Genomic DNA, 21,130 nt, shown 5'->3' with positions numbered 1-21,130 from the left:
CACCGCAGGGCACCCGGATCGGTCAGAGTTCCTTGGCGGCGGACAGCACGTGCCGGACCCCGGCGACCCGGTCGGTCAGGTGCAGGCGCACCGCCGGCCGGCCCCGGGAGGTGAGCGCCCGCAGGTCGCCCAGCGCCTGGGCGAGCTGCAGCCGGCCCAGGGTGTACGGCTTCCCCGGCACCTCGATGTCGTCGGTGACCGCCCCGGTGATCTGCAGGAAGACCCCGTTCTGCGGCCCGCCCTTGTGGTACTGCCCGGTGGAGTGGAGGAAGCGCGGCCCCCAGCCGAAGGTGACCGGCCGGTCGGTCCGGTGGTCGAGCAGCCCGCGGAGCGTGGCGATGTCGGCCGCCGCCCAGGCCTCCGCGGTCTCCTCGAACGAGGCCTCCCCGACGGCGGCCGCGTCGAACGCGGCCTCCCGGTCGAGGTAGGCCATGATCGCGAGGTACCCCTGGGGCGGGAGCGACTTCAGCAGCCAGGTCAGCACGTCGGCCAGGTCCTTCGGGTGGCCGGGCACGTCGCCGTAGACCTCCACCGGCCCGTCGACGAGGATCGGCCGGCCGGTGGGGAGCGGGCCGTCCCCCGCCTCCTTGAGCAGGCGCGCGGTGTTCTCCTTGGACTCGGCCACGTTCGGCTGGTTGAACGGGTCGATCCCGATCACCCGCCCGGCGATCGCCGTCGCGTACTCCCACACGAGGAACTGGGCGCCGAGCGGCCCGTCGACGAACGCCCCGGCCTCCGGGCCGATCGTCACCTGGTACTGGTCGGACGCCTCCGCGGCGTCGGCGCCCACCACGGGCAGGATGCCCTTGCCGTCCTTGCCGGTCGACTCGGCGATGAGCTGCTCGATCCAGTCGGGCAGGCTGGTGATCTCCGACGGCTCGTCGCGCAGGATCAGCTTGTCCCGGCCGCGGAGCGCCTCCGCGCCGAGCAGCGCGCCGAGCTCCAGGCCGGGGTTGCCCTCGTTCTGGGCGAGCAGCGGCCGCACCTGCGCCGCCTCGTCCAGCAGGCGGGCCACGTCCGCGCCGGCGAGCGCGCTCGGCACCAGGCCGAACGCGCTCAGCGCGCTGTACCGCCCGCCCACGTTCGGGTCGGCGAGCACGACCTCGTAGCGGGACTCCTCGGCGAGCCGGTGGAGCGGCGAGCCCGGGTCGGTCACCACCACGATGTGCTCGGCCGGGTCGAGCCCGGCGTTCTCGAACGCCTTCTCGTAGATCCGGCGGTGGCTGTCGGTCTCGATCGTGGTGCCGCTCTTGCTCGCCACCACCACGAGCGTCCGCCGGAGCACGTCGGCCGAGCCGTCACCGGGGCCGAGCGCGCGCCGCACCTGGTGCGGGTCGGTGGTGTCGAGCACGGTGAGCGGCACGTCGGCGGTGGCGCAGATCACCTCCGGGGCGAGCGACGAGCCGCCCATCCCGGCGAGCACGATCGTGTCGATCCCGCCGGCCCGGACCCGCTCCGCGAGCTCGGTGAGCCGCGGGAGGAGCTCCCGGCTGGTCTCGTGGAGGTTCAGCCAGCCGAGCCGGATCGACGCCTCGGCCTCGGCGTCGGGCCCCCACAGCGCCGGGTCGCCCGCGGTGAGCGCGGCCGGTACCCCCTCGGCGACGAGTCTCTCCTTCACCTCCTGGGCCGCCTCGGCCGAGGCACCCAGGCTCACCTCAATGGTCATCTGCCCTCAGGCCGCCTTCCTGAGCTCGGCTTCGATCGTCTCCAGCAGCTCGGTCCACGACGCCTCGAACTTCGCGACGCCCTCCTCCTCCAGCACCCGGACGACGTCGTCGTAGTCGATCCCGGCCTCCTTGAGGGAGGCCATCACGTCCCAGGCGTGCTGGTAGAAGGGGCGGATCGTGTCACCCGAGATCTTGCCGTGGCTCGCGACCGCCTCCAGGGTCTTCTCCGGCATCGTGTTCACCACCCCCGCCGTCACGAGCTGCTCGACGTAGAGCGTGTCGGGGTAGGCGGGGTTCTTCACCCCGGTCGACGCCCACAGCGGCCGCTGTGGGCGGGCGCCGGCCGCGCGCAGCGCCTGCCACCGCGGGGAGTTCATCGCCTCCTCGAAGGCGTGGTACGCGAGACGCGCGTTGGCCACCGCGGCCTTGCCGCGCAGCTCGAGCGCCTCCGGGGTGCCGATCTGCTCGAGGCGGCGGTCGATCTCGGTGTCCACCCGGCTGACGAAGAACGAGGCGACCGAGTCGATGGCGGCGAGGTTGTACCCGGCGGCGGCGGCCCGCTCCAGCCCGGTCATCCACGCGTCGATGACCTGGCGGTACCGCTCGAGCGAGAAGATCAGCGTGACGTTGACGCTGATCCCCTCCGAGATGGCCTGGGTGATCGCGCTCAGCCCCTCCTGGGTCGCCGGGATCTTGATGAGCAGGTTGGGGCGGTCGATCGTCCACCAGAGCATCCGGGCCTCGGCGATGGTCGCCTCCGGGTTGCGGGCGAGCCGCGGGTCCACCTCGATCGAGACCCGGCCGTCGATGCCCTGCGTGGCGTCGTAGACCGGCCGCAGCACGTCGGCCGCCCAGCGGATGTCGTACGTCGTGATCGCCCGGGCGGCCTCCTCCGGGCCGATCCCGCGCACGGCGAGGTCGCGGATCTGGTCGCGGTAGGCGTCGCCCTTGCTCAGCGCCGCGGCGAAGATCGTCGGATTTGAGGTGACGCCGGTGACCTGCCGCTCGCGCATCAGGACGGCGAGGTTGCCGCTGCGCAGCCGCTCCCGGCTGATGTCGTCGAGCCAGATGGAGACTCCGGCCTTCACGAGGCGCTTCAGGTTTTGGCTCATGGGTGGTCCTCAGCCTCCGGGTGGTCAGTTGCCGGTCGTCTCGCCCTTGTCGGCGCCGGTCCTGGCCAGGCTCGCCTTCGCCGCGGCCACGACGCGGTCGGGGGTGAGGCCGAACTGCTCGAACACCGTCTTGTAGGGCGCGGAGGCGCCGAAGTGGTCCAATCCAAGGACTTCCCCGGCATCGCCCACGAACTCACGCCAGCCGAAAGTCACCCCGGCCTCGACCGCGACCCGGGCCCGCACCGACGGCGGGAGCACGGTCTGCTGGTAGGCCAGGTCCTGGGCCTTGAACCACTCGACGCACGGCATCGACACGACCCGGGTCGGGATGCCCTGCGCCTCCAGCGTCTCGCGCGCCGCCACCGCGAGCTGCACCTCGCTCCCCGTGGCGATGATCAGCACGGCGGGCTGGCCGGTCGACGCCTCCTGGAGGATGTACCCGCCGCGGGCCACGTGACCCGGGTCCGCGGTCTCCGCGAACACCGGCACGTTCTGCCGGGTGAGGCAGAGCGCGGCCGGCCGGTCGTTGTGCTCGAGGATGGCCCGCCACGCCGCCGCGGTCTCGTTGGCGTCGGCCGGGCGCACCACGTCGAGCCCGGGGATGGCGCGCAGCGACCACAGGTGCTCGACCGGCTGGTGGGTCGGGCCGTCCTCGCCGAGCCCGATCGAGTCATGCGTCCACACGTAGATGACCGGGAGCTTCATCATCGCGGCCAGCCGGACCGACGGGCGCATGTAGTCGCTGAACACGAGGAAGGTGCCGCCGTACGGCCGGGTGCCGTTGTGCAGCGCGATCCCGTTGAGGATCGCGCCCATGCCGTGCTCGCGCACCCCGAAGTGGAGCGTCCTGCCGTACTTGTGGCCGGGGAACTCCTTGGTCTGGTGCTCCTCGGGGATGAAGGACGGCTCGCCCTTCATCGTGGTGTTGTTCGACTCGGCGAGGTCGGCCGAGCCGCCCCACAGCTCGGGCAGGACCGGGGCGAGCGCGTTGAGCACCTCGCCGGAGGCCTTCCGGGTCGCGATCGACGACCCGGGCTCGAAGGCGGGCAGAACCTTGTGCCAGCCCTCCGGGAGCTCGCGCCGGGAGATCCGGTCGAACAGCTCGGCGCGCTCGGGGTTGGCCGCCCGCCACTTCTGGAACCGCTCGTCCCACTCGGCCCGGAGCAGGCGGTTGCGGCGCACCACGTCACGGGCGTGCTCGAGCACGTCGCCGGGGACGTAGAACTCCTTCTCCGGATCGAGGCCGAGGATCCGCTTGGTCGCCGCGACCTCCTCCGGGCCGAGCGCCGCGCCGTGGATCTTCCCGGTGTTCTTCTTGTTCGGGGCAGGCCACCCGATGATCGTGCGGAGCCGGATGAACGTGGGCCGCTCCGTCTCCGCGCGGGCCGCCTGCAGCGCCTCGTACAGCGCGTGGACGTCCTCGACGTACTCACCGTCGTCCCGCGTCCACTCGACGTTGATCACATGCCAGCCGTACGCCTCGTACCGCTTGAGGATGTCCTCGGAGAGCGCGATCCGGGTGTCGTCCTCGATCGAGATCTGGTTGGCGTCGAAGACGACGCAGAGGTTGCCGAGCTTCTGGTGGCCGGCGAGCGCGCTCACCTCGTGGCTGATGCCCTCCTCGATGTCACCCTCAGAGGCGAAGCACCAGATCATGTGGTCGAAGGGCGACTCGCCGGGGGCGGCGTCCGGGTCGAAGAGCCCGCGCTCGCGGCGGGCGGCCATCGCCATGCCGACCGCGTTGCCGATGCCCTGGCCGAGGGGGCCGGTGGTGGTCTCGACGCCGGCGGTGTGGCCGTACTCCGGGTGGCCCGGGGTGCGGCTGCCCCACTGGCGGAACGCCTTCAGGTCGTCGAGGGTGAGGCCGTACCCGGAGAGGTAGAGCTGGATGTAGAGCGTGAGGCTGGTGTGGCCGCACGACAGAACGAAACGGTCCCTTCCCACCCAGGTGGGATCGGAGGGATCGTGGCGGAGGACCCGCTGGAACAGAAGGTATGCGGCGGGAGCCAGGCTCATCGCGGTGCCCGGGTGCCCCGAGCCCGCCCGTTCCACCGCGTCCATGGCGAGGGCCCGCACGATGTCGACCGCCCGCCGATCGAGGTCACTCCATTCCAGGCTAGAGCTGCTCAACTGCTCGATCCCCTCTGTTCTCTGGCGCCGCAGGGTGCATGTTCCCGCCCACAAGGACCCTAACGGTTCAATAGCCTTACCGGTGAGTAAGCCAGGTTTCCGTTCGCGTACGGCGGGCGCGCGGTACGGCTCGGCCCCGGTGCAAGGACCGGCGTTCCCGGCGGCTAGAGTGGTTCCGCAATCGAAAGCCTCCACCCTGGAGGCGGCCCTGCCCGGAGATCCGCTCCAAGTCAGAGGTTACGCCTTGACCCCGCGAACGATGGAAGCGCCGTGACGGTGCTGACGAACAAGCAGGCGATGATCGCCCCGGGGGCGGCGGCCGACCGCGCCGGTCGCCGTTCGGTGGCGCAGGTCCTGCGGGCCTACGTCGCGCTCACCAAGCCCCGGATCATCGAGCTCCTGCTGATCACGACACTGCCGACGATGTTCCTCGCGGCGCGCGGGCTGCCGGACCTGTGGACGTCGTGCGCCACCATGGTGTTCGGCACCCTGTCGGCGGGCAGCGCGAACGTGCTCAACTGCTACGTCGACCGGGACATCGACAGCGCCATGCGGCGCACCCGCCGCCGCCCGCTGCCCAAGCACGAGGTCTCCGACCGCGCCGCGCTGATCTACGGGGTGGTGCTGGGGATCGTCTCCGTCGCCGGGCTCGCCGTCACGGTGAACGCGCTGGCCGCCGCCCTCACGCTGAGCGCGATCCTCTTCTACGTCTTCGTCTACTCGATGTACCTCAAGCGGCGCACCCCGCAGAACATCGTCTGGGGCGGGATCGCGGGCTGCATGCCGGTGCTGATCGGCTGGGCGGGGATCACCGGCTCGCTCTCCTGGGAGCCGCTGGTCCTCTTCGGCGTCGTCTTCTTCTGGACGCCGCCGCACACCTGGACCCTCGCCATGCGGTACCGCGAGGACTACGCGACCGCCTCGGTGCCGATGCTGCCCGTGGTGGCGAGCGAGCGGCGGGTGGTGCTGGAGATCGCGGCCTACACCTGGGCGACCGTGCTGTGCTCGCTGCTGCTGTGGCCGGTCGCCGGCACGACCGCGTTCTACCCCGTGGTCGCGGCCGTGCTGGGGGCCGTCTGCCTGGCCGAGGTCTACCGGATGTACGCGAAGCTCAAGGCGGGCAAGACCGGGATCGAACTCCGCCCGATGCGGTTCTTCCACTGGTCCAACGTCTACCTCGCGCTGCTCTTCCTGGCGGTGGCGATCGACTCGCTCCTCGTCTGATCGCGCGCCCGGGGCGGTGGGCGGATCCGGGCGGGGCGTGCCCCGGCCGGCGGTCCCGGCCGCCACGGGCCACCACGGGCCGCCGGCCCGGTCCGCCGTGCCGGCCGGCCCGGTGACGGATCGTTATCAAGCAAGAGTGGGATAGTGACCCGGGAATTCGGTTAGATTCACCCAGTGGCGAGCCATGATCCTCGTTCGATTCTGAAGGAACGCCCATCGGCCGGTGTGATCGGCGGTCTGATCGCGGCCGGGATCTGCGCCCTGGTGTCGTTCTCCATCGACATCCTCAACGGCGACCCGGTGCACTTCGCGATCGCGCTCGGCCTCGCGGTGGCGCCGGTCCCGCTGCTGCTGGCCCTCGTGCTCGCGCTCGACCGCCTGGAGCCGGAGCCGCGCGCCCAGCTGATCTTCGCGTTCGCCTGGGGCGCCGGCGTCGCGGTGCTCTTCGCCGGCCTGCTCAACACGTTCAACCTGATCCTGGTCACGCGCCACATCGGCGACGCCGAGGACGCCCGCGCCCTGGTCGCCACGTTCGGGGCGCCCCCGGTCGAGGAGACCCTCAAGGGGCTGGTGCTCCTCGGGCTGCTGCGGTTCCGGCGGCAGGAGCTCGACGGGCCCACCGACGGGATCATGTACGCGAGCATGGTGGGCCTGGGCTTCGCCATGTCGGAGAACGTCGGCTACTACCTCGCCCAGCTCACCCACGGCCAGCCCGAGGCGCTCGCGGCCACGGTGGCGGTGCGCGGCATCCTCTCCCCGCTCGCCCACCCGCTCTTCACCTCCCTGATCGGGATGTCGGTGGCGTACGCCGCGCTGCACCGCGGGGCCCGCGGGTACGCGGCGATCGCCGCGGGCTGGGCGGGCGCGATGGTGCTGCACGGCGTCTGGAACGGCTTCGCCTCCTCGTTCGGCCTCGGCGGGCTGGCGATCGCCTACGTGCTCCTGATGATCCTGCTCGTCATCGAGATCATCGTGATCTTCGCGGACCGGCGGCGGATGGTCGGCCTGCTCCAGTACTACCTGCCGCCCTACGAGCGGATCGGCGTGATCGGCCAGGCGGACATCGCCATGCTCTCCTCCCTGCAGCGCCGGCGGGACGCCCGCGCGTGGGCGCGGCTCCACGGCGGCCGCGCCGCGGCCCGGGCGATGAGCGACTTCCAGGTCGCCGCCACGGAGCTGGGGCTGCTCCACGCCCGCGCGGCCCGGGGCGCGATCGACGAGGCGTCCTTCCATGCCCAGCAGCGCTCCCTGATCGAGGCCATGGCCCACGCGCGCGCCGCCCTCCCGGCCCCCGGCCGGTCCGGCGGCATGTGGGGCGGATCCGGCCCGGCCTTCGGCGTCCCGTCCGGCTCTCCGCCGGGGCGGCCGCCGCACCCCGGTGCCTCCGGGGGCGGCTTCGCCCCGCCCGCGGGCGGCCCGCCGGGGCCTGCGCCGGGCGGGCCGCCGTACCCGGGCCATGCGCCGGGTGCCGCCTCCGGGTGGTCCGCGGGCGCCCCACCGGGGCACGGCCCCGGGCAGCCTCCCAACCCGCACCGGCCGCAGCCGGGCTCACCGCACCAGCCGCCGGCCCAGTGGAACCCGCCCGGCCCGCCGCCGGGCAACCCGCCCGGCGACCCCGGCGGGTGGCGGAACCCGGGCGGGTCCCCGGGCGTCCCGCCGCAGGGCCGGTACGGCGGGCCGGGGTGGACCCCGCCGGGCCGCTGACCGGGTCCCGTCCGCCAGGTGAGCGGCCCGGGTCATCGGGCGCCGGGGGATCGGCGATGGAACGGAACGGGCCCACCGCCAGGGCGGCCGCCGGCCGTACCGCGGGGAACGTGCCCCGAGGGGACACGGCCGCGGCCCGGCGCGGCGGCGCCGCACGGCGATGGGCCCGGATGACGCTCAGACGGCCCGGGTGACGCCCGGACGCTGAACCGCCGGAGGCTCAGGCGCTGACCTGCCGGAGCTCGTCGACCGGCGGGGCGTCCGCCACCGCCTCCCGCGAGCGCAGCGCGTACACGAGGAAGAGCGTGGCGAGCCAGATCAGGGTCGAGCCGAGCACGTGCAGGATGACGAGGCCCGCAGGGACCCCGCTGAACCACTGGGCGTAACCGATCGCGCCCTGGGCGAACTCGAGGCCGAGCAGGAGGAGGGCCAGCCGCCGGGGGCGGGACGGGGCGTCGGTGACGTGCAGGGCGAAGAGGAGGGCGAAGGTCAGCCCGGCCGTGATGTAGGCGAAGTTGGTGTGCAGGCGCACCACGGCCTCGAGGTCGAGGTCGAGCCGGCTGGCGATCTCGTCGCCGGCGTGCGGCCCGGTTCCGGTGACCACCACCCCGGCGACGAGCAGGGCGAGCACCGAGGCGGCCACCACGAAGCCGAGGGTGCGGATGTCCTTGTGCACGACGCTGCGCACCCGGCCGTCGCTCTCCCCGCACCGCACGTACAGCGCGACCGACGCGGCGATCATCGCCGTGGAGAGGAGGAAGTGCACGCCGACCGTCAACGGGTCGAGCTCGGTGAGGACCACGATGCCGCCCCACACGGCCTGCGCGACGATGCCGATGGGCTGCAGCCAGGCGAGCCGGACGAGGGACGGGCGGGGCGCACCGTCCCGGCCGAGCCGGTGCGCGGCGATCACGCACCCCACCGCGATGGCGAGCAGGACGAAGGTGAGCAGCCGGTTGCCGAATTCGATCGCGGTGTGGACGGTCGAGTGCTCGGGCGCCGGGATGAAGCTGTCCGGGGTGCACTTCGGCCAGGTGGGGCAGCCGAGGCCGGACCCGGTGACCCGGACGGCGGCGCCGGTCACCGTGATCAGCGCGTTGACCGCGATCGCCGCCAGGGCCCACCGCCGGAGGCTCTCCGTGGTGGGGCGCCAATATGAGTCATGGAGTTCGCGGAGCTGGTCAGGGAGGCGGTTCACGAGCTTCATCGTAGGCGCGGGGAGGGGTGCTCCCTCCGGCGGCCCGGCGTGATGCCCGCCTCACTTCTCGGAGCGGGTGGCGCCGATCGAGGCGACGATCACGCAGCCGATCGCCGCCCACTCCCGGGCGTTGAGCACCTCGCCGAGGACCACCAGGCCGACGAGCGCGGCGACCGCGGGCTCGAGGCTCATGAGGATGCCGAAGACGCGCTTGGAGATGCGGCGCAGCGCCTCCAGCTCCAGGGTGTACGGGATGACGGAGGAGAGCAGGCCCACCCCGGCGCCGAGGAGGAGCAGCTCGGGCCGGAGCAGGTCACTCCCGCCGGAGGCGACGCCGAGCGGCATGAGCGTGATCGCGGCGACGATCATGGCGAAGGAGAGGCCGCCGCTGCCGGGGAACCGGGCGCCGGTCGCCGCGGAGAGCACGATGTACGCGGCCCAGAACGCGCCGGCGAGCGCGGCGAACCCGATGCCCGACCAGCTCGTGACCCCCTGGTCCCAGGGGGCGAGCAGGGCCACCCCGGTGCCCGCGAGCACGACCCACAGCAGGTCGAGCCGGCGCCGGGAGCCCACCACGGCGAGGGCGAGCGGCCCGATGAACTCCACGGCGACCGCGATCCCCAGCGGCAGCCGGGCGAGGGCCTGGTAGATCGACCAGTTCATCAGGCCGAGGCTCAGCCCGAAGGCGACGCCCACGGCGAGGTCCGACCGGCTGAGCCCGCGCAGCCGCGGCCGGGCCACCGCGGCGAGGATGAGCGCGCCGGTCGCGACGCGGAGGAAGACCACCCCGTCCGGCGGCAGCTGGGCGAACAGGTGCTTGGCGATCCCGGCGCCGAGCTGGACCGAGAAGACGGCGAGCAGGATCAGGACCGGCGGGGGCACCGCGCGGAGCGCGGCGGTCTCGCGGGCGCGGGCCGGGTACGGCTGGGCGGGCTGGGGTAGTGGTTCGGCTGCCACGCGGCTGGCTCCTGGGGATCGGACCGATGGGTCGACGGGTCAACGGTGCCACATGGGCGCGGGCGCGGGTGCGGCGGGCCCGGGCCATGGCGGGCGGGCGTCCACCGGGGGAGGCCCGGTCACTCCCAGCGGAAGGTCCGGGCGGCGGCGGCGAGGCTCACCACGGCCCAGCCGAGCAGGACGAGCAGCGGCCCGGCCGGGACGGCCCCGCCGTCGGCGAGCACCGCGCGCATGCCGCCGGTGAGCGCGGTGATGGGCAGCAGCTCGAGGACGGGCTGCATCGCCGCGGGGAAGCGGCTGATCGGGAACACCACGCCGCCGAGCCCGAGCAGCACCAGGTAGACGAGGTTGGCCGCGGCGAGGGTCGCCTCGGCCCGGAGCGTGCCGGCCATCAGCAGGCCGAGCCCGCTGAACGCGGCGGTGCCGAGCAGGACCAGCGGGACCAGCCAGAGCGGGTTGCCCGCCGGGGACCAGCCGAGGCCGAGGGCCACCGCGCAGACCACGGCGATCTGCAGCAGCTCCACGGCGACGATGGCGCAGGTCTTGGCGAGCAGCAGGCCGGGGCGGGAGAGCGGGGTGGCGCCCAGGCGCTTGAGCACGCCGTACCGCCGCTCGTAGCCGGTGGCGATGGCCTGGCCGGTGAACGCGGTGGACATCACGGCGAGCGCGAGCACGCCGGGGGTGACGAAGCCGATCCTGCTCCCCTCGACCTCGATGAGAGGGGCGAGCGAGAACCCGGCGAGCAGCAGCACCGGGATGATCAACAGGAGCAGCAGCTGCTCGCCGTTGCGCAGCATGGCCCGGATCTCCGCGCCCGCCTGCGCCGCGACCATGCGGGGGAGCGGGGCGGCTCCCGGCCTGGGGGTGAAGTCGATCGTCATCCTGCCGTCCCCGTTACCGGACCGGCTCACCGCAGCTCCCTGCCGGTGAGCTCGAGAAAGACGTCCTCCAGGGTACGGCGCTCGATGCGCAGGTCCTCCGTGGTGACCCCCTCGGCCGCGCACCAGGCGGTGACGGTCGCGAGGAGCTGCGGCCCGACCTGGCCCTCGATGATGTAGTGGCCGGCCGGGGACTCCTTGGCCGTGCTGCCCGGGGGGAGCGCGGTGAGCAGCTCGTCGAGGTTGAGCCCCGGGCGGGCGCGGAACCGGAGCTGGCGCTCGGCGCCGGTGAGCTCGGCCGGGGTGCCCTCGGCCACCACCCGGCCGCGATCGATGATCACCACGTGGTCGGCGAGCCGCTCCGCCTCGTCCATCTGGTGGGTGGTGAGCACCACCGAGACCCCGGCGTCCCGGAGCCCGGTGATCACGTTCCAGCAGGCGTGCCGCGCCTGCGGGTCGAGCCCGGCCGTGGGCTCGTCGAGGAAGACCAGCTCGGGGCGGCCGATCACCGCGGCGGCGAGGGAGAGGCGCTGCTGCTGCCCGCCGGAGAGCCGGCGGAACGGCGTGCGGGCGTGCTCGCGGAGGCCGAGGAGCTCGAGCAGGTCGTCCGGGGGGAGCGGGTGCGCGTAGAACCGGGAGAGCACGCGCAGCCACTCACCGGCCCGCACGGCCGGGGGAACGCCGCCGGCCTGGAGCATCACCCCGACCCGCGCCTTGAGCGAGGGATCGGCCGGGTCGCGGCCGAGGACCCGGACCAGCCCGCCGTCGGGGCGGCGGAACCCCTCGCAGATCTCGATCGTGGTGGTCTTCCCGGCGCCGTTCGGCCCGAGGATCGCGGTGACCTCGCCGCTGCGGCAGGTCAGGGTCAGGCCGTCGACCGCGGTCTTGCGCCCGTACCGCTTGACGAGGTCCCGGATTTCGACGGCGGCCGCCGGGGCGCTGTCGACGGAATGCACGGCACCGGCCTCCCCTCCGGGGCGGGGCGCACAGTGGAGGCGCGCCCGCCGGGTGGTCATCGCTCGGCTTCGAGTCTAGGAAGTGCCCGGGGGCGGTCACACCGGCGGCCGGCTGCCCCAGGCCGTACGGCGGTCCGCCGAGCAGGGATCCGGGCGCGCCGCGCCGGATGACCGGGGCGTCGGCCGGACCGGGCTCGGCCGGGGTGCGGGTGATCTCCGCCGAGGACCGGGTGCGCGTCTCTCTCCCGGGACGTCCGTTGCCTCCCGGGGCGCCACGGGATGATCAGGTTAGGTAAGGCTACCCTAAGTGATAACCGCACGTGGGGCCGGGTGCAGCGGGTTTGTGCCGGGGGAAGGAATTACGGCACACTCATGTTGTGAAATACGTGCCCGGGAGGACGAACACCGAGAAGGCCGTGGCGACACGGCCCGCGCGGTCGCCCGTGCACTGGGAGATCATGGCGGAACGCGGCACCAGGGCCCGGGTCGCCCGGTTGATCCTGGAGCACGGTCCGGTGACCGCGGCCGCGCTCGGGGAGCGCCTCGGGCTGACGCCGGCCGCGGTGCGCCGCCACCTCGACGCGCTGCTCGCCGATGGGCTCATCGAGCCGCGTACGGCACGGCAGCGCGGCCGACGGGGCCGGGGCAGGCCGGCCAAGCTGTTCGCCATCACGGACGCCGGCCGCAGCGCCTTCGAGCACGCCTACGACGACCTGGCCGGGAGCGCGCTGCGCTTCCTCGCCAAGCGTCTCGGCGAGGAGGCGATCTCGGAGTTCGCCAGGGAGCAGGTGAGCGGCCTGGTCGGGCGGCTCACGGAGGTGATGCGCGGCGTGCCGGCCGAGCAGCGGGTGCGCGTCCTGGCCGAGGCGCTGTCGGCTGAAGGGTACGTTGCGTCGGCGAGCACGACGCGCACCGGGGGCCAGCAGCTGTGCCAGCACCACTGCCCGGTGGCGCACGTGGCGGCGGAGTTCCCGCAGCTCTGCGAGGCCGAGACCGAGGCGTTCGCCCAGGTGCTCGGCGCGCCGGTGCAGCGGCTGGCCACGATCGCCAACGGCGACGGGGTCTGCACCACGCACGTGAGCTCCCTCGCGCTCGCCGCGCGGCGGGCGCGCACCCACCCATCGAGCACATCGACGAGCTAGGAGTCCGGAAGGTGACTGTCACCGACCGCCCGGAGCTGGAAGGCCTCGGGACGTACAGATTCGGCTGGGCCGATACCGACCTGGCCGGCGCGACGGCCCCGCGTGGGCTGTCGGAGGAGGTCGTCCGCAATATCTCGGCGATCAAGAACGAGCCGGAGTGGATGCTCGAGCTGCGCCTGAAGGGCCTGCGGCTGTTCGAGCGCAAGCCGCTGCCCACCTGGGGCGCCGACCTCTCCGACATCGACTTCGACAACATCAAGTACTACGTCCGCCCGACGGAGAAGCAGGCCACGTCCTGGGACGAGCTTCCCCCGGAGATCAAGCGGACCTACGACAAGCTCGGCATCCCCGAGGCGGAGAAGAAGCGGCTGATCGCCGGGGTCGCCGCCCAGTACGAGTCCGAGGTCGTCTACCACAAGATCCGCGAGGACCTCGAGCGCAAGGGCGTGATCTTCGTTGACACCGACACGGGCCTCAAGGAGCACGAGGACCTGTTCAAGGAGTACTTCGGCACGGTGATCCCGGTCGGTGACAACAAGTTCGCCGCGCTCAACACGGCCGTGTGGTCGGGCGGCTCCTTCATCTACGTGCCGCCGAACGTCCACGTGGAGATCCCGCTCCAGGCCTACTTCCGGATCAACACCGAGAACATGGGCCAGTTCGAGCGGACCCTGATCATCGTGGACGAGAACTCCTACGTCCACTACGTCGAGGGCTGCACCGCGCCGATCTACTCGACCGACTCGCTCCACGCGGCCGTCGTCGAGATCATCGTCAAGAAGAACGCCCGCTGCCGGTACACCACCATCCAGAACTGGTCGACCAACGTCTACAACCTCGTCACCAAGCGCGCCGTGGCGTACGAGGGCGCGACCATGGAGTGGGTGGACGGCAACATCGGGTCCAAGGTCACGATGAAGTACCCGGCCGTCTACCTCATGGGCGAGCACGCCAAGGGCGAGACCCTGTCGGTGGCCTTCGCCGGCCCCGGCCAGCACCAGGACGCGGGCGCCAAGATGGTGCACCTCGCCCCGAAGACCTCCTCGACGATCGTCTCCAAGTCCGTGGCGCGCGGGGGCGGCCGCACCTCCTACCGCGGGCTGGTGCAGGTGGCCGAGGGCGCGGCCGGGTCGGCCTCCACGGTCAAGTGCGACGCCCTGCTCGTCGACCAGATCAGCCGCTCGGACACCTACCCGTACGTGGACGTCCGCGAGGACGACGTGTCCATGGGCCACGAGGCCACGGTCTCCAAGGTCTCCGAGGACCAGCTCTTCTACCTGATGAGCCGCGGCCTGAGCGAGGACGAGGCCATGGCGATGATCGTGCGCGGTTTCGTCGAGCCGATCGCCCGTGAGCTCCCCATGGAGTACGCGCTGGAGCTGAACCGGCTGATCGAGCTGCAGATGGAAGGAGCCGTCGGCTGATGGGGGTGGAGACGAAGCCGCTCTCGACGCTCCACGAGTTCTCGTCCTATGACGTCGCCGACTTCCCGGTCCCGACCGGCCGGGAGGAGGCGTGGCGGTTCACCCCGCTCACCCGGCTGAAGGGGCTCCACGACGGCAGCGCCGCCCTCACCGGCGGCGTGACCGTCGAGGTGGACGCCGCCCCCGAGGTGCGGGTGGAGACGGTGAAGCGCGACGACCCCAGGATCGGCCGTGCGTACACGCCCACCGACCGGGTGAGCGCGCAGGCGTACGCGTCCTTCGAGACGGCCACGGTGCTCACGGTGCCCCGGGAGGCCGCCGCCTCCCGGCCCACCACGATCAACGTGCGCGGGACCGGCGGCGTCGGCTTCGGCCACACCGTGGTCGTGCTCGAGCCCATGGCCGAGGCGACCGTGATCCTCGACCACCGCGGTGGCGGGGTCTACGCCGACAACGTCGAGTTCGACATCGGCGAGGGCGCCACCCTGCGGGTGGTGAGCCTGCAGGACTGGGACGACACCGCGGTGCACGTCGCCCACCACCACGCCAGGCTCGGCAAGGACGCGACGTTCCGGTCGTTCGTGGTGACCGTCGGCGGCGACCTGGTACGGCTCTCGCCCTCGGTCGGGTTCACCGCCCCCGGCGGCGACGCCGAGCTGCTCGGCCTGTACTACGTGGACGCCGGCCAGCACCTGGAGCACCGCCTGCTCGTCGACCACTCCGTCCCCGACTGCCGCAGCCGGGTGACGTACAAGGGCGCGCTGCAGGGCGAGGGCGCCCACGCGGTCTGGGTGGGCGATGTGATCATCCGGACCGAGGCCACCGGAACGGACACCTACGAGCTCAACCGGAACCTGATCCTCACCGACGGCGCGCGCGCCGACTCGGTGCCGAACCTGGAGATCCTCACCGGCGAGGTCGTGGGAGCCGGCCACGCGTCGGCCTCCGGGCGCCTCGACGAGGAGCACCTCTTCTACCTCCAGTCCCGCGGGATCCCCTACCAGGAGGCGCGCCGCCTCGTGGTCCACGGGTTCTTCGCCGAGCTGATCGAGAACATCGAGGTGCCGGAGGTGCGGGAGCGCGTGCTGGCCACCGTGGAAGCGGAGCTGGAGCGATGACGGACACGGCCGAGAACTGGGAGAAGGTCTGCACGGTCGGCGACATCCCGGACGGCGGGGTGATCGGCGTCGAGGTGCAGGACGTCCCGGTGGCCCTGGTGCGCCTCGGCGACGAGGTGTTCGCGCTCCACGACGTCTGCTCGCACGCCGAGGTACGGCTCAGCGAGGGAGATGTCTACGACTCCTCGCTGGAGTGCTGGCTGCACGGTTCGTGCTTCGACCTGCGGACCGGCAAGCCCACCGGACCGCCGGCCACCAAGCCGGTGCCCGTTTACCGAGTGAAGATCGACGGCGATGACGTGTACGTCTCGCTCTCGAAGGAGTAATACACGTGCCCACCCTTGAGATCCGTGATCTGCACGTCGCAGTTGGCGACAAGGAGATTCTCCGCGGGGTCGACCTGACCGTCCGCGGGGGCGAGACCCACGCCATCATGGGGCCGAACGGCTCGGGCAAGTCCACCCTCGCCTACGCCCTCGCGGGTCACCCCAAGTACACCGTCACCAAGGGCGAGGTCCTGCTCGACGGCGAGGACCTGCTCGCGATGTCCGTGGACGAGCGCGCCCGGGCGGGCCTGTTCCTCGCCATGCAGTACCCCGTCGAGGTCCCCGGGGTCAGCGTCTCCAACTTCCTGCGCTCCGCGATCACCGCGATCCGCGGTGAGGCGCCGAAGCTGCGCGACTTCCGCAACGAGCTGCGGTCGAAGATGGAGGCGCTCGCCATCGACCCGTCCTTCGCCCAGCGCAACGTCAACGAGGGCTTCTCCGGCGGGGAGAAGAAGCGCCACGAGATCCTGCAGCTCGAGCTGATCAACCCGAAGGTCGCCATCCTCGACGAGACCGACTCCGGCCTCGACATCGACGCGCTCCGCGTGGTGTCCGGCGGGATCAACCGGTTCCGGTCGCGCGGCGACACCGGGGTGCTGCTCATCACCCACTACACCCGCATCCTGCGGTACGTCGCCCCGGACTTCGTGCACGTCTTCGCCGGCGGCCGGATCGTCGAGGAGGGCGGGCCCGAGCTCGCCGAGAAGCTCGAGGCCGAGGGCTACGAGGCGTACGTGAAGGCGGCGTCCGTCTGATGACGACTGCAGCGAGCTTCGATGTGGAGAGGATCAGGAAGGACTTCCCGATCCTCTCCCGCGAGCTGCCCGGCGGACGGCCGCTGATCTACCTCGACTCCGCCAACTCCTCCCAGAAGCCCACCCAGGTGATCGAGACGATGCGCGATCACCTGACCTGGCACTACGGGAACGTCGGCCGCGCGCTGCACACGCTGGGCAGCGAGTCCACGGAGGCGTACGAGAACGCGCGGGACAAGATCGCCCGGTTCATCGGCGCGCCGTCGCGCGACGAGGTGATCTTCACGAAGAACGCCTCGGAGGCGCTCAACCTCATCGCGTACTCGTTCGGCAACCCCGTCTGCGCCGACGAGCGGTTCCGCCTCGGCCCGGGTGACGAGATCGTCATCTCCGAGATGGAGCACCACTCCAACATCGTGCCCTGGCAGCTGCTCGCGCAGCGGACCGGCGCCACGCTGCGGTGGTTCCCGGTCACCGACGAGGGCCGCCTCGACCTCAGCGGCCTCGGCGAGCTGGTGAACGAGCGCACGAAGATCGTGTCGATCGTGCACCAGTCGAACGTGCTGGGCACGGTCAACCCGGTGGCGCCCATCCTCGCGCGGGCCCGGGAGGTCGGCGCGCTGATGGCGCTCGACGCCTCGCAGTCGGTGCCCCACCAGCCCATCGACGTGGCCGAGCTCGGCGTCGACTTCGTGGCCTTCACCGGGCACAAGATGGTCGGCCCCTCCGGCATCGGCGTGCTCTGGGGACGGCGCGAGCTGCTCGACGCCATGCCGCCGTTCCTCGGGGGCGGGGAGATGATCGAGGCGGTCTGGATGGACCGCTCGACCTACGCGCCGGTGCCGCACAAGTTCGAGGCCGGGACCCCGCCGATCGTCGAGGCGATCGGCCTCGGCGCGGCCGTGGACTACCTCGAGTCGATCGGCATGGACCAGATCAAGGCGCACGAGGCGTCGCTGGTCCGGTACGCGCTCGACGCGCTCCAGGAGGTCCCCGGCCTGCGGATCATCGGCCCGCGCACCCCGGAGGCGCGGGGCGGTACGATCTCCTTCACCCTGGAGGGGATCCACCCGCACGACGTGGGGCAGATCCTCGACGACGCGCACGGCATCGCCGTACGGGTTGGCCACCACTGCGCACGCCCCCTCCACCTGCGGTTCGGAATTCCCGCGACCACGAGGGCGTCGTTCTACCTGTACAACACGACGGACGAGATCGACGCGCTGGTCCGAGGCCTCCACCACGTGCAGAAGGTGTTCGGCTGAACGATGATCGTTGAATCCATGTACCAGGAGCTGATCCTGGAGCACTACAAGAATCCCCAGGGCCGGGGCCTGCGCGAGCCCTACGACGCCGAGGTGCACCACGTCAACCCCACCTGCGGGGACGAGGTCACCCTGCGGGTGAAGCTCGGGGACGGCGGCAAGGTGCTCGACGTGTCGTACGAGAGCCAGGGCTGCTCGATCAGCCAGGCGGCGGCGTCCATGCTGCACGAGCTCGCCACCGGGTCGACCGTGGAGGAGTCGCTCGCCGTGGTCGACGAGTTCACCCGGCTCCTGCAGGGCCGGGGGCAGGTGGAGCCCAACGAGGCGGTGCTGGGGGACGCGGTGGCGTTCGCCGGCGTCGCCAAGTTCCCGGCCCGGGTCAAGTGCGCCCTGCTCGCCTGGATGGCGTACAAGGACGCGGTGATCAGGAGCCAGGGGTGAACCCCGACGGCGCGGCTGTGGAGCGGGAAGGAGGCGCGGTGAGCAAGCCGACGGAGACCCCGGCCGGGGCGCGCCCGAATAAGGAGATCACGGTCGACGACGTCATGGAGGCGCTCAAGGACGTCGTCGACCCCGAGCTCGGGATCAACGTGGTCGACCTCGGGCTGGTCTACGGCGTGAAGCTCGAACCGGCCGGGGAGGGCGAGCTGCCGGCCGCGACCATCGACATGACCCTGACGAGCGCGGCGTGCCCGCTCACCGACGTGATCGAGGACCAGGCCGCGTCCGCGCTCGCCGACGTGCTGTCGAGCGTCACGATCAACTGGGTGTGGCTGCCGCCCTGGGGCCCGGACAAGATCACTGAAGAGGGCCGCGAGCAGCTCCGCATGCTCGGCTTCAACGTCTGAGCGCGGCCACGGCGCGGCGGTCCCCGGCGGCCGGGAGGCGCGCGGCAGACCGCGCGCGGGCCAGGCTCCCGTGACAGCGCACGGCCGGCGGCGATCGCCGGTCGTCCGGCTCCGGCCGAGCCCGGCGCTCGGTGGCCGGACACCACCGGTACGGCGCTGCCGCACGCTCGAGCGGTGCCGGGGGCGGGGGACCGACCCGGTGCCCACCGTGCCGTCACGCGCCGGGCCCGGAGCCTGTGGCTGCTCGGTGGCGTCCCTGGCGGTCGCGCGGCGCCGCCATCGATGCGTGCGGCCCGCCCGGAGCACGGCCCGGCGTGGTGACGGTAGACGGGCCCTCATCGGCGGTCCGCCGTGCCCTGCGGACGCGAGCTCCAGAGCTCCGGACTGCGCCGTGGCGCCATGCGCGGCGCCGGCAGGTCCAGGCCGTGATGCTGGGCAACACGAGGTCGGACGGCGTTCCGCCGTGTGCCGCGCTTGCCTGGTGGGCGCAGGCCATGGCGTCGGGGCCGGGTGCTCCGCGGGCGTTGGGATCCGGTGTGCGCTGATCTGAGCGCGGCAGGTACCAGGTCGTGAGCCTCGGCAGGGCGGCTTCGTACGGCGTTCCACCGTGTGCCCATGCTGCCGGATGGGCGGAAGCCGTACCGGGCGTCAAGCCGGGTCCTCCGCGGGCGTGGCGATCCGCCGTGCGCCGATGCGCGCGCCGGACGGCTGCTCTGGTCACGGGTGCCGGGCGACCCTGTGCGCGACGGGGCGCTGCGCCGGACCGCGGGCACGCCAGGGCATGGATACCGTGCGACCCCCTGTGCGCCTGGCTGCGGCCCATGGCTGTCGCCCGGCACGGCGGCCCGGCGTGCGCCGGCGCGCCGCCATGGCCCGGTTTCCTCTGATTCCTACAGAGATTTCCTGAAACATCAAGCTTTACCGCCTGAAATACCGTGGTTTACCGGTGATCTAGGGGCTATTGTGCGAGGCGACCGGCTCAGGAGACCGCCCGGCCGGACGGCCGGGCCGTGCCGATCGACCTAGTGGAGGCGCCCGTGTTCATCGACATGCCCCTCGACCAGCTGCGCGAATACCTGCCCGAGCGGCATGAGCCCCAGGACTTCGACGCCTTCTGGGAGCGCACGCTCGGTGAGGCGCGGGCGCACGAGCTGAACGCGCGCTTCGAGCCCTATGAGAGCGATTTCGAGCTGGTCGAGGTGTTCGACGTCACCTTCGCCGGATTCGGCGGCCACCCGATCAAGGGCTGGTTGCTGAAGCCCGCCGGGCGCTCCGGGCCGCTGCCGTGCGTGGTGCAGTACGTCGGCTACAACGGGGGGCGCGGCCTGCCGCACGAGTGGCTGCTCTGGCCGGCCGCCGGCTTCGCGACGTTCGTCATGGACAGCCGCGGCCAGGGCGGCGGCTGGCGGGTGGGCGACACGCCCGATCCCGCACCCGGGAGCGGCCCGGAGACGCCGGGCAAGCTCACCCAGGGCGTGTTCGACCCGGAGAACTACTACTACCGCCGCCTGTACACGGACGCGGTCCGCGCGGTCGAGGCGGCCCGCTCCCACCCCGCGGTCGACCCCGAGCGGATCATCGTGGCCGGCATCAGCCAGGGCGGCGGCATGGCGCTCGCCGTGTCCGCGCTCGTCCCCGATCTCGCCTACGCCTTCATCAACGTGCCGTTCCTCTGCCACGTCCGCCGGGCTGTCGAGATCACCGATGAGGACCCGTACGGCGAGCTCGGCCGGTTCTGCGCGATCCACCGCACCCGGGCCGAGGAGGTGTTCGCCACGATCGACTACGTCGACGGGATGAACTTCGCGGTCCGCGCCCGCACCCCCGCGCACTTCTCCGTCGCCCTCCGCGACGGCATCACCCCGCCGTCCACCGTGTTCGCCGCCTACAACCACTACGCGGGCCCGAAGGACATCTCCGTGTGGGAGTTCAACGGCCACGAGGGCGGAGACGTGCACCAGGAGCTGGAGAACGTGCGGCTCGCCCGCAAGGTCCTCGGCTGATCGAGGCGTCCGGCCGCGCCCCGTCCTCCCGCCCTGCGGGGCGCGGCCGCCCCGGTCCGCGCGGCCGTGCCCGGTGCCCCGCGCGGCCCGGATACGCTTGATGGGGCGCGCCGACCGCTACCCTGAGGGTGCCCACCCGACGAGCCGAGAGAGACCATGAAGACCTTCGAAGAGCTGTTCGCCGAGCTGGCGGAGAAGGCACGCACCCGCCCGGAGGGGTCAGGGACCGTCGCCCTTCTGGACGCGGGCGTCCATGCCATCGGCAAGAAGGTCGTGGAGGAGGCGGCCGAGGCCTGGATGGCGGCCGAGCACGAGTCGGCCGACCGGGCGGCCGAGGAGATCTCGCAGCTGCTCTACCACGCTCAGGTGCTCATGCTCGCCCGCGGACTGGGGCTGGAGGACGTCTACAAGCATCTGTAGCCG

General features: G+C 72.3%; 19 protein-coding genes. 12 read left to right on the top strand and 7 right to left on the bottom strand.

Translation table 11 applies throughout. The features are described 5' to 3' along the window. Positions 1-22: 22 nt before the first annotated feature. Genes TBIS_RS09815 through tkt form a run of 3 tightly spaced genes read right to left on the bottom strand, consistent with a single transcriptional unit; the run spans position 23 to position 4,840 of the window. Complete coding sequence (locus tag TBIS_RS09815) at positions 23-1,666, bottom strand: glucose-6-phosphate isomerase (RefSeq protein WP_013132227.1); 1,644 nt, start codon at positions 1,664-1,666, stop codon at positions 23-25. Between the two features lie 6 nt (positions 1,667-1,672). Continuing rightward, complete coding sequence (gene tal / locus TBIS_RS09810) at positions 1,673-2,779, bottom strand: transaldolase (RefSeq protein ID WP_013132226.1); 1,107 nt, start codon at positions 2,777-2,779, stop codon at positions 1,673-1,675. Between the two features lie 24 nt (positions 2,780-2,803). Next, the gene (tkt, locus tag TBIS_RS09805) at positions 2,804-4,840 is read right to left on the bottom strand and encodes a transketolase (protein ID WP_420883179.1); all 2,037 of its coding nucleotides are present in this window, start codon (positions 4,838-4,840) and stop codon (positions 2,804-2,806) included. A 339-nt stretch (positions 4,841-5,179) separates the two neighbouring features. Between tkt and TBIS_RS09800 the strand changes: the two genes are divergently transcribed. Further along, positions 5,180-6,133 (top strand): heme o synthase, encoded by a 954-nt coding sequence (locus TBIS_RS09800; protein ID WP_013132224.1) that lies wholly within the window; start codon positions 5,180-5,182, stop codon positions 6,131-6,133. Positions 6,134-6,358: 225 nt separating this feature from the next. Beyond that, on the top strand, positions 6,359-7,837 hold the full coding sequence (locus tag TBIS_RS09795; protein ID WP_013132223.1) for a PrsW family intramembrane metalloprotease: 1,479 nt from the start codon (positions 6,359-6,361) through the stop codon (positions 7,835-7,837). A gap of 220 nt (positions 7,838-8,057) precedes the next feature. Here the strand turns inward: TBIS_RS09795 and TBIS_RS09790 are convergent, their stop codons facing one another. The 4 genes from TBIS_RS09790 to TBIS_RS09775 all read right to left on the bottom strand — a co-directional run bounded on the left by TBIS_RS09790 (position 8,058) and on the right by TBIS_RS09775 (position 11,826). Further along, complete coding sequence (locus TBIS_RS09790) at positions 8,058-9,044, bottom strand: COX15/CtaA family protein (RefSeq protein WP_013132222.1); 987 nt, start codon at positions 9,042-9,044, stop codon at positions 8,058-8,060. A gap of 51 nt (positions 9,045-9,095) precedes the next feature. Next, entirely contained in the window at positions 9,096-9,992 is an 897-nt protein-coding gene (locus tag TBIS_RS09785) for an EamA family transporter (RefSeq protein WP_013132221.1), read from the bottom strand. Positions 9,993-10,111: 119 nt separating this feature from the next. Next, on the bottom strand, positions 10,112-10,873 hold the full coding sequence (locus TBIS_RS09780) for an ABC transporter permease (protein WP_041432144.1): 762 nt from the start codon (positions 10,871-10,873) through the stop codon (positions 10,112-10,114). 26 nt (positions 10,874-10,899) lie between these two features. Beyond that, on the bottom strand, positions 10,900-11,826 hold the full coding sequence (locus TBIS_RS09775) for an ABC transporter ATP-binding protein (protein WP_013132219.1): 927 nt from the start codon (positions 11,824-11,826) through the stop codon (positions 10,900-10,902). 377 nt (positions 11,827-12,203) lie between these two features. Between TBIS_RS09775 and TBIS_RS09770 the strand changes: the two genes are divergently transcribed. The 10 genes from TBIS_RS09770 (at position 12,204) to TBIS_RS09725 (ending at position 21,127) form a co-directional block, all read left to right on the top strand. Then, positions 12,204-12,968 carry a helix-turn-helix transcriptional regulator gene (locus TBIS_RS09770; protein ID WP_013132218.1) on the top strand — a complete coding sequence of 255 codons (765 nt, stop codon included), beginning with the start codon at positions 12,204-12,206 and terminating at the stop codon, positions 12,966-12,968. An 11-nt stretch (positions 12,969-12,979) separates the two neighbouring features. After that, on the top strand, positions 12,980-14,392 hold the full coding sequence (sufB, locus tag TBIS_RS09765) for a Fe-S cluster assembly protein SufB (RefSeq protein WP_013132217.1): 1,413 nt from the start codon (positions 12,980-12,982) through the stop codon (positions 14,390-14,392). Further along, positions 14,392-15,510: a Fe-S cluster assembly protein SufD gene (sufD, locus tag TBIS_RS09760; protein WP_013132216.1), complete on the top strand. Its 1,119-nt coding sequence runs from the start codon at positions 14,392-14,394 to the stop codon at positions 15,508-15,510. The genes sufB and sufD overlap by 1 nt, the downstream gene beginning before the upstream one ends. After that, the gene (locus TBIS_RS09755) at positions 15,507-15,836 is read left to right on the top strand and encodes a non-heme iron oxygenase ferredoxin subunit (RefSeq protein WP_013132215.1); all 330 of its coding nucleotides are present in this window, start codon (positions 15,507-15,509) and stop codon (positions 15,834-15,836) included. Before sufD ends, TBIS_RS09755 begins: the two co-directional genes overlap by 4 nt. A 5-nt stretch (positions 15,837-15,841) precedes the next feature. Then, on the top strand, positions 15,842-16,591 hold the full coding sequence (gene sufC / locus TBIS_RS09750; protein ID WP_013132214.1) for a Fe-S cluster assembly ATPase SufC: 750 nt from the start codon (positions 15,842-15,844) through the stop codon (positions 16,589-16,591). Then, complete coding sequence (locus tag TBIS_RS09745) at positions 16,591-17,856, top strand: cysteine desulfurase (RefSeq protein ID WP_013132213.1); 1,266 nt, start codon at positions 16,591-16,593, stop codon at positions 17,854-17,856. The genes sufC and TBIS_RS09745 overlap by 1 nt, the downstream gene beginning before the upstream one ends. A 3-nt stretch (positions 17,857-17,859) precedes the next feature. Continuing rightward, on the top strand, positions 17,860-18,297 hold the full coding sequence (gene sufU / locus TBIS_RS09740; protein ID WP_013132212.1) for a Fe-S cluster assembly sulfur transfer protein SufU: 438 nt from the start codon (positions 17,860-17,862) through the stop codon (positions 18,295-18,297). A gap of 38 nt (positions 18,298-18,335) precedes the next feature. After that, positions 18,336-18,704: a metal-sulfur cluster assembly factor gene (locus tag TBIS_RS09735; protein WP_241019653.1), complete on the top strand. Its 369-nt coding sequence runs from the start codon at positions 18,336-18,338 to the stop codon at positions 18,702-18,704. 1,010 nt (positions 18,705-19,714) lie between these two features. After that, positions 19,715-20,707: an acetylxylan esterase gene (locus TBIS_RS09730; protein ID WP_277397005.1), complete on the top strand. Its 993-nt coding sequence runs from the start codon at positions 19,715-19,717 to the stop codon at positions 20,705-20,707. Between the two features lie 156 nt (positions 20,708-20,863). Beyond that, entirely contained in the window at positions 20,864-21,127 is a 264-nt protein-coding gene (locus TBIS_RS09725; protein WP_013132209.1) for a phosphoribosyl-ATP diphosphatase, read from the top strand. The last annotated feature ends 3 nt before the right edge of the window (positions 21,128-21,130 follow it).

The organism is Thermobispora bispora DSM 43833, assembly GCF_000092645.1.
Taxonomy (GTDB): Bacteria; Actinomycetota; Actinomycetes; order Streptosporangiales; family Streptosporangiaceae; genus Thermobispora; species Thermobispora bispora.
The sequence above is the reverse complement of the archived record's forward strand: the minus strand, read 5'-3'. Positions and strand labels throughout refer to the sequence as shown.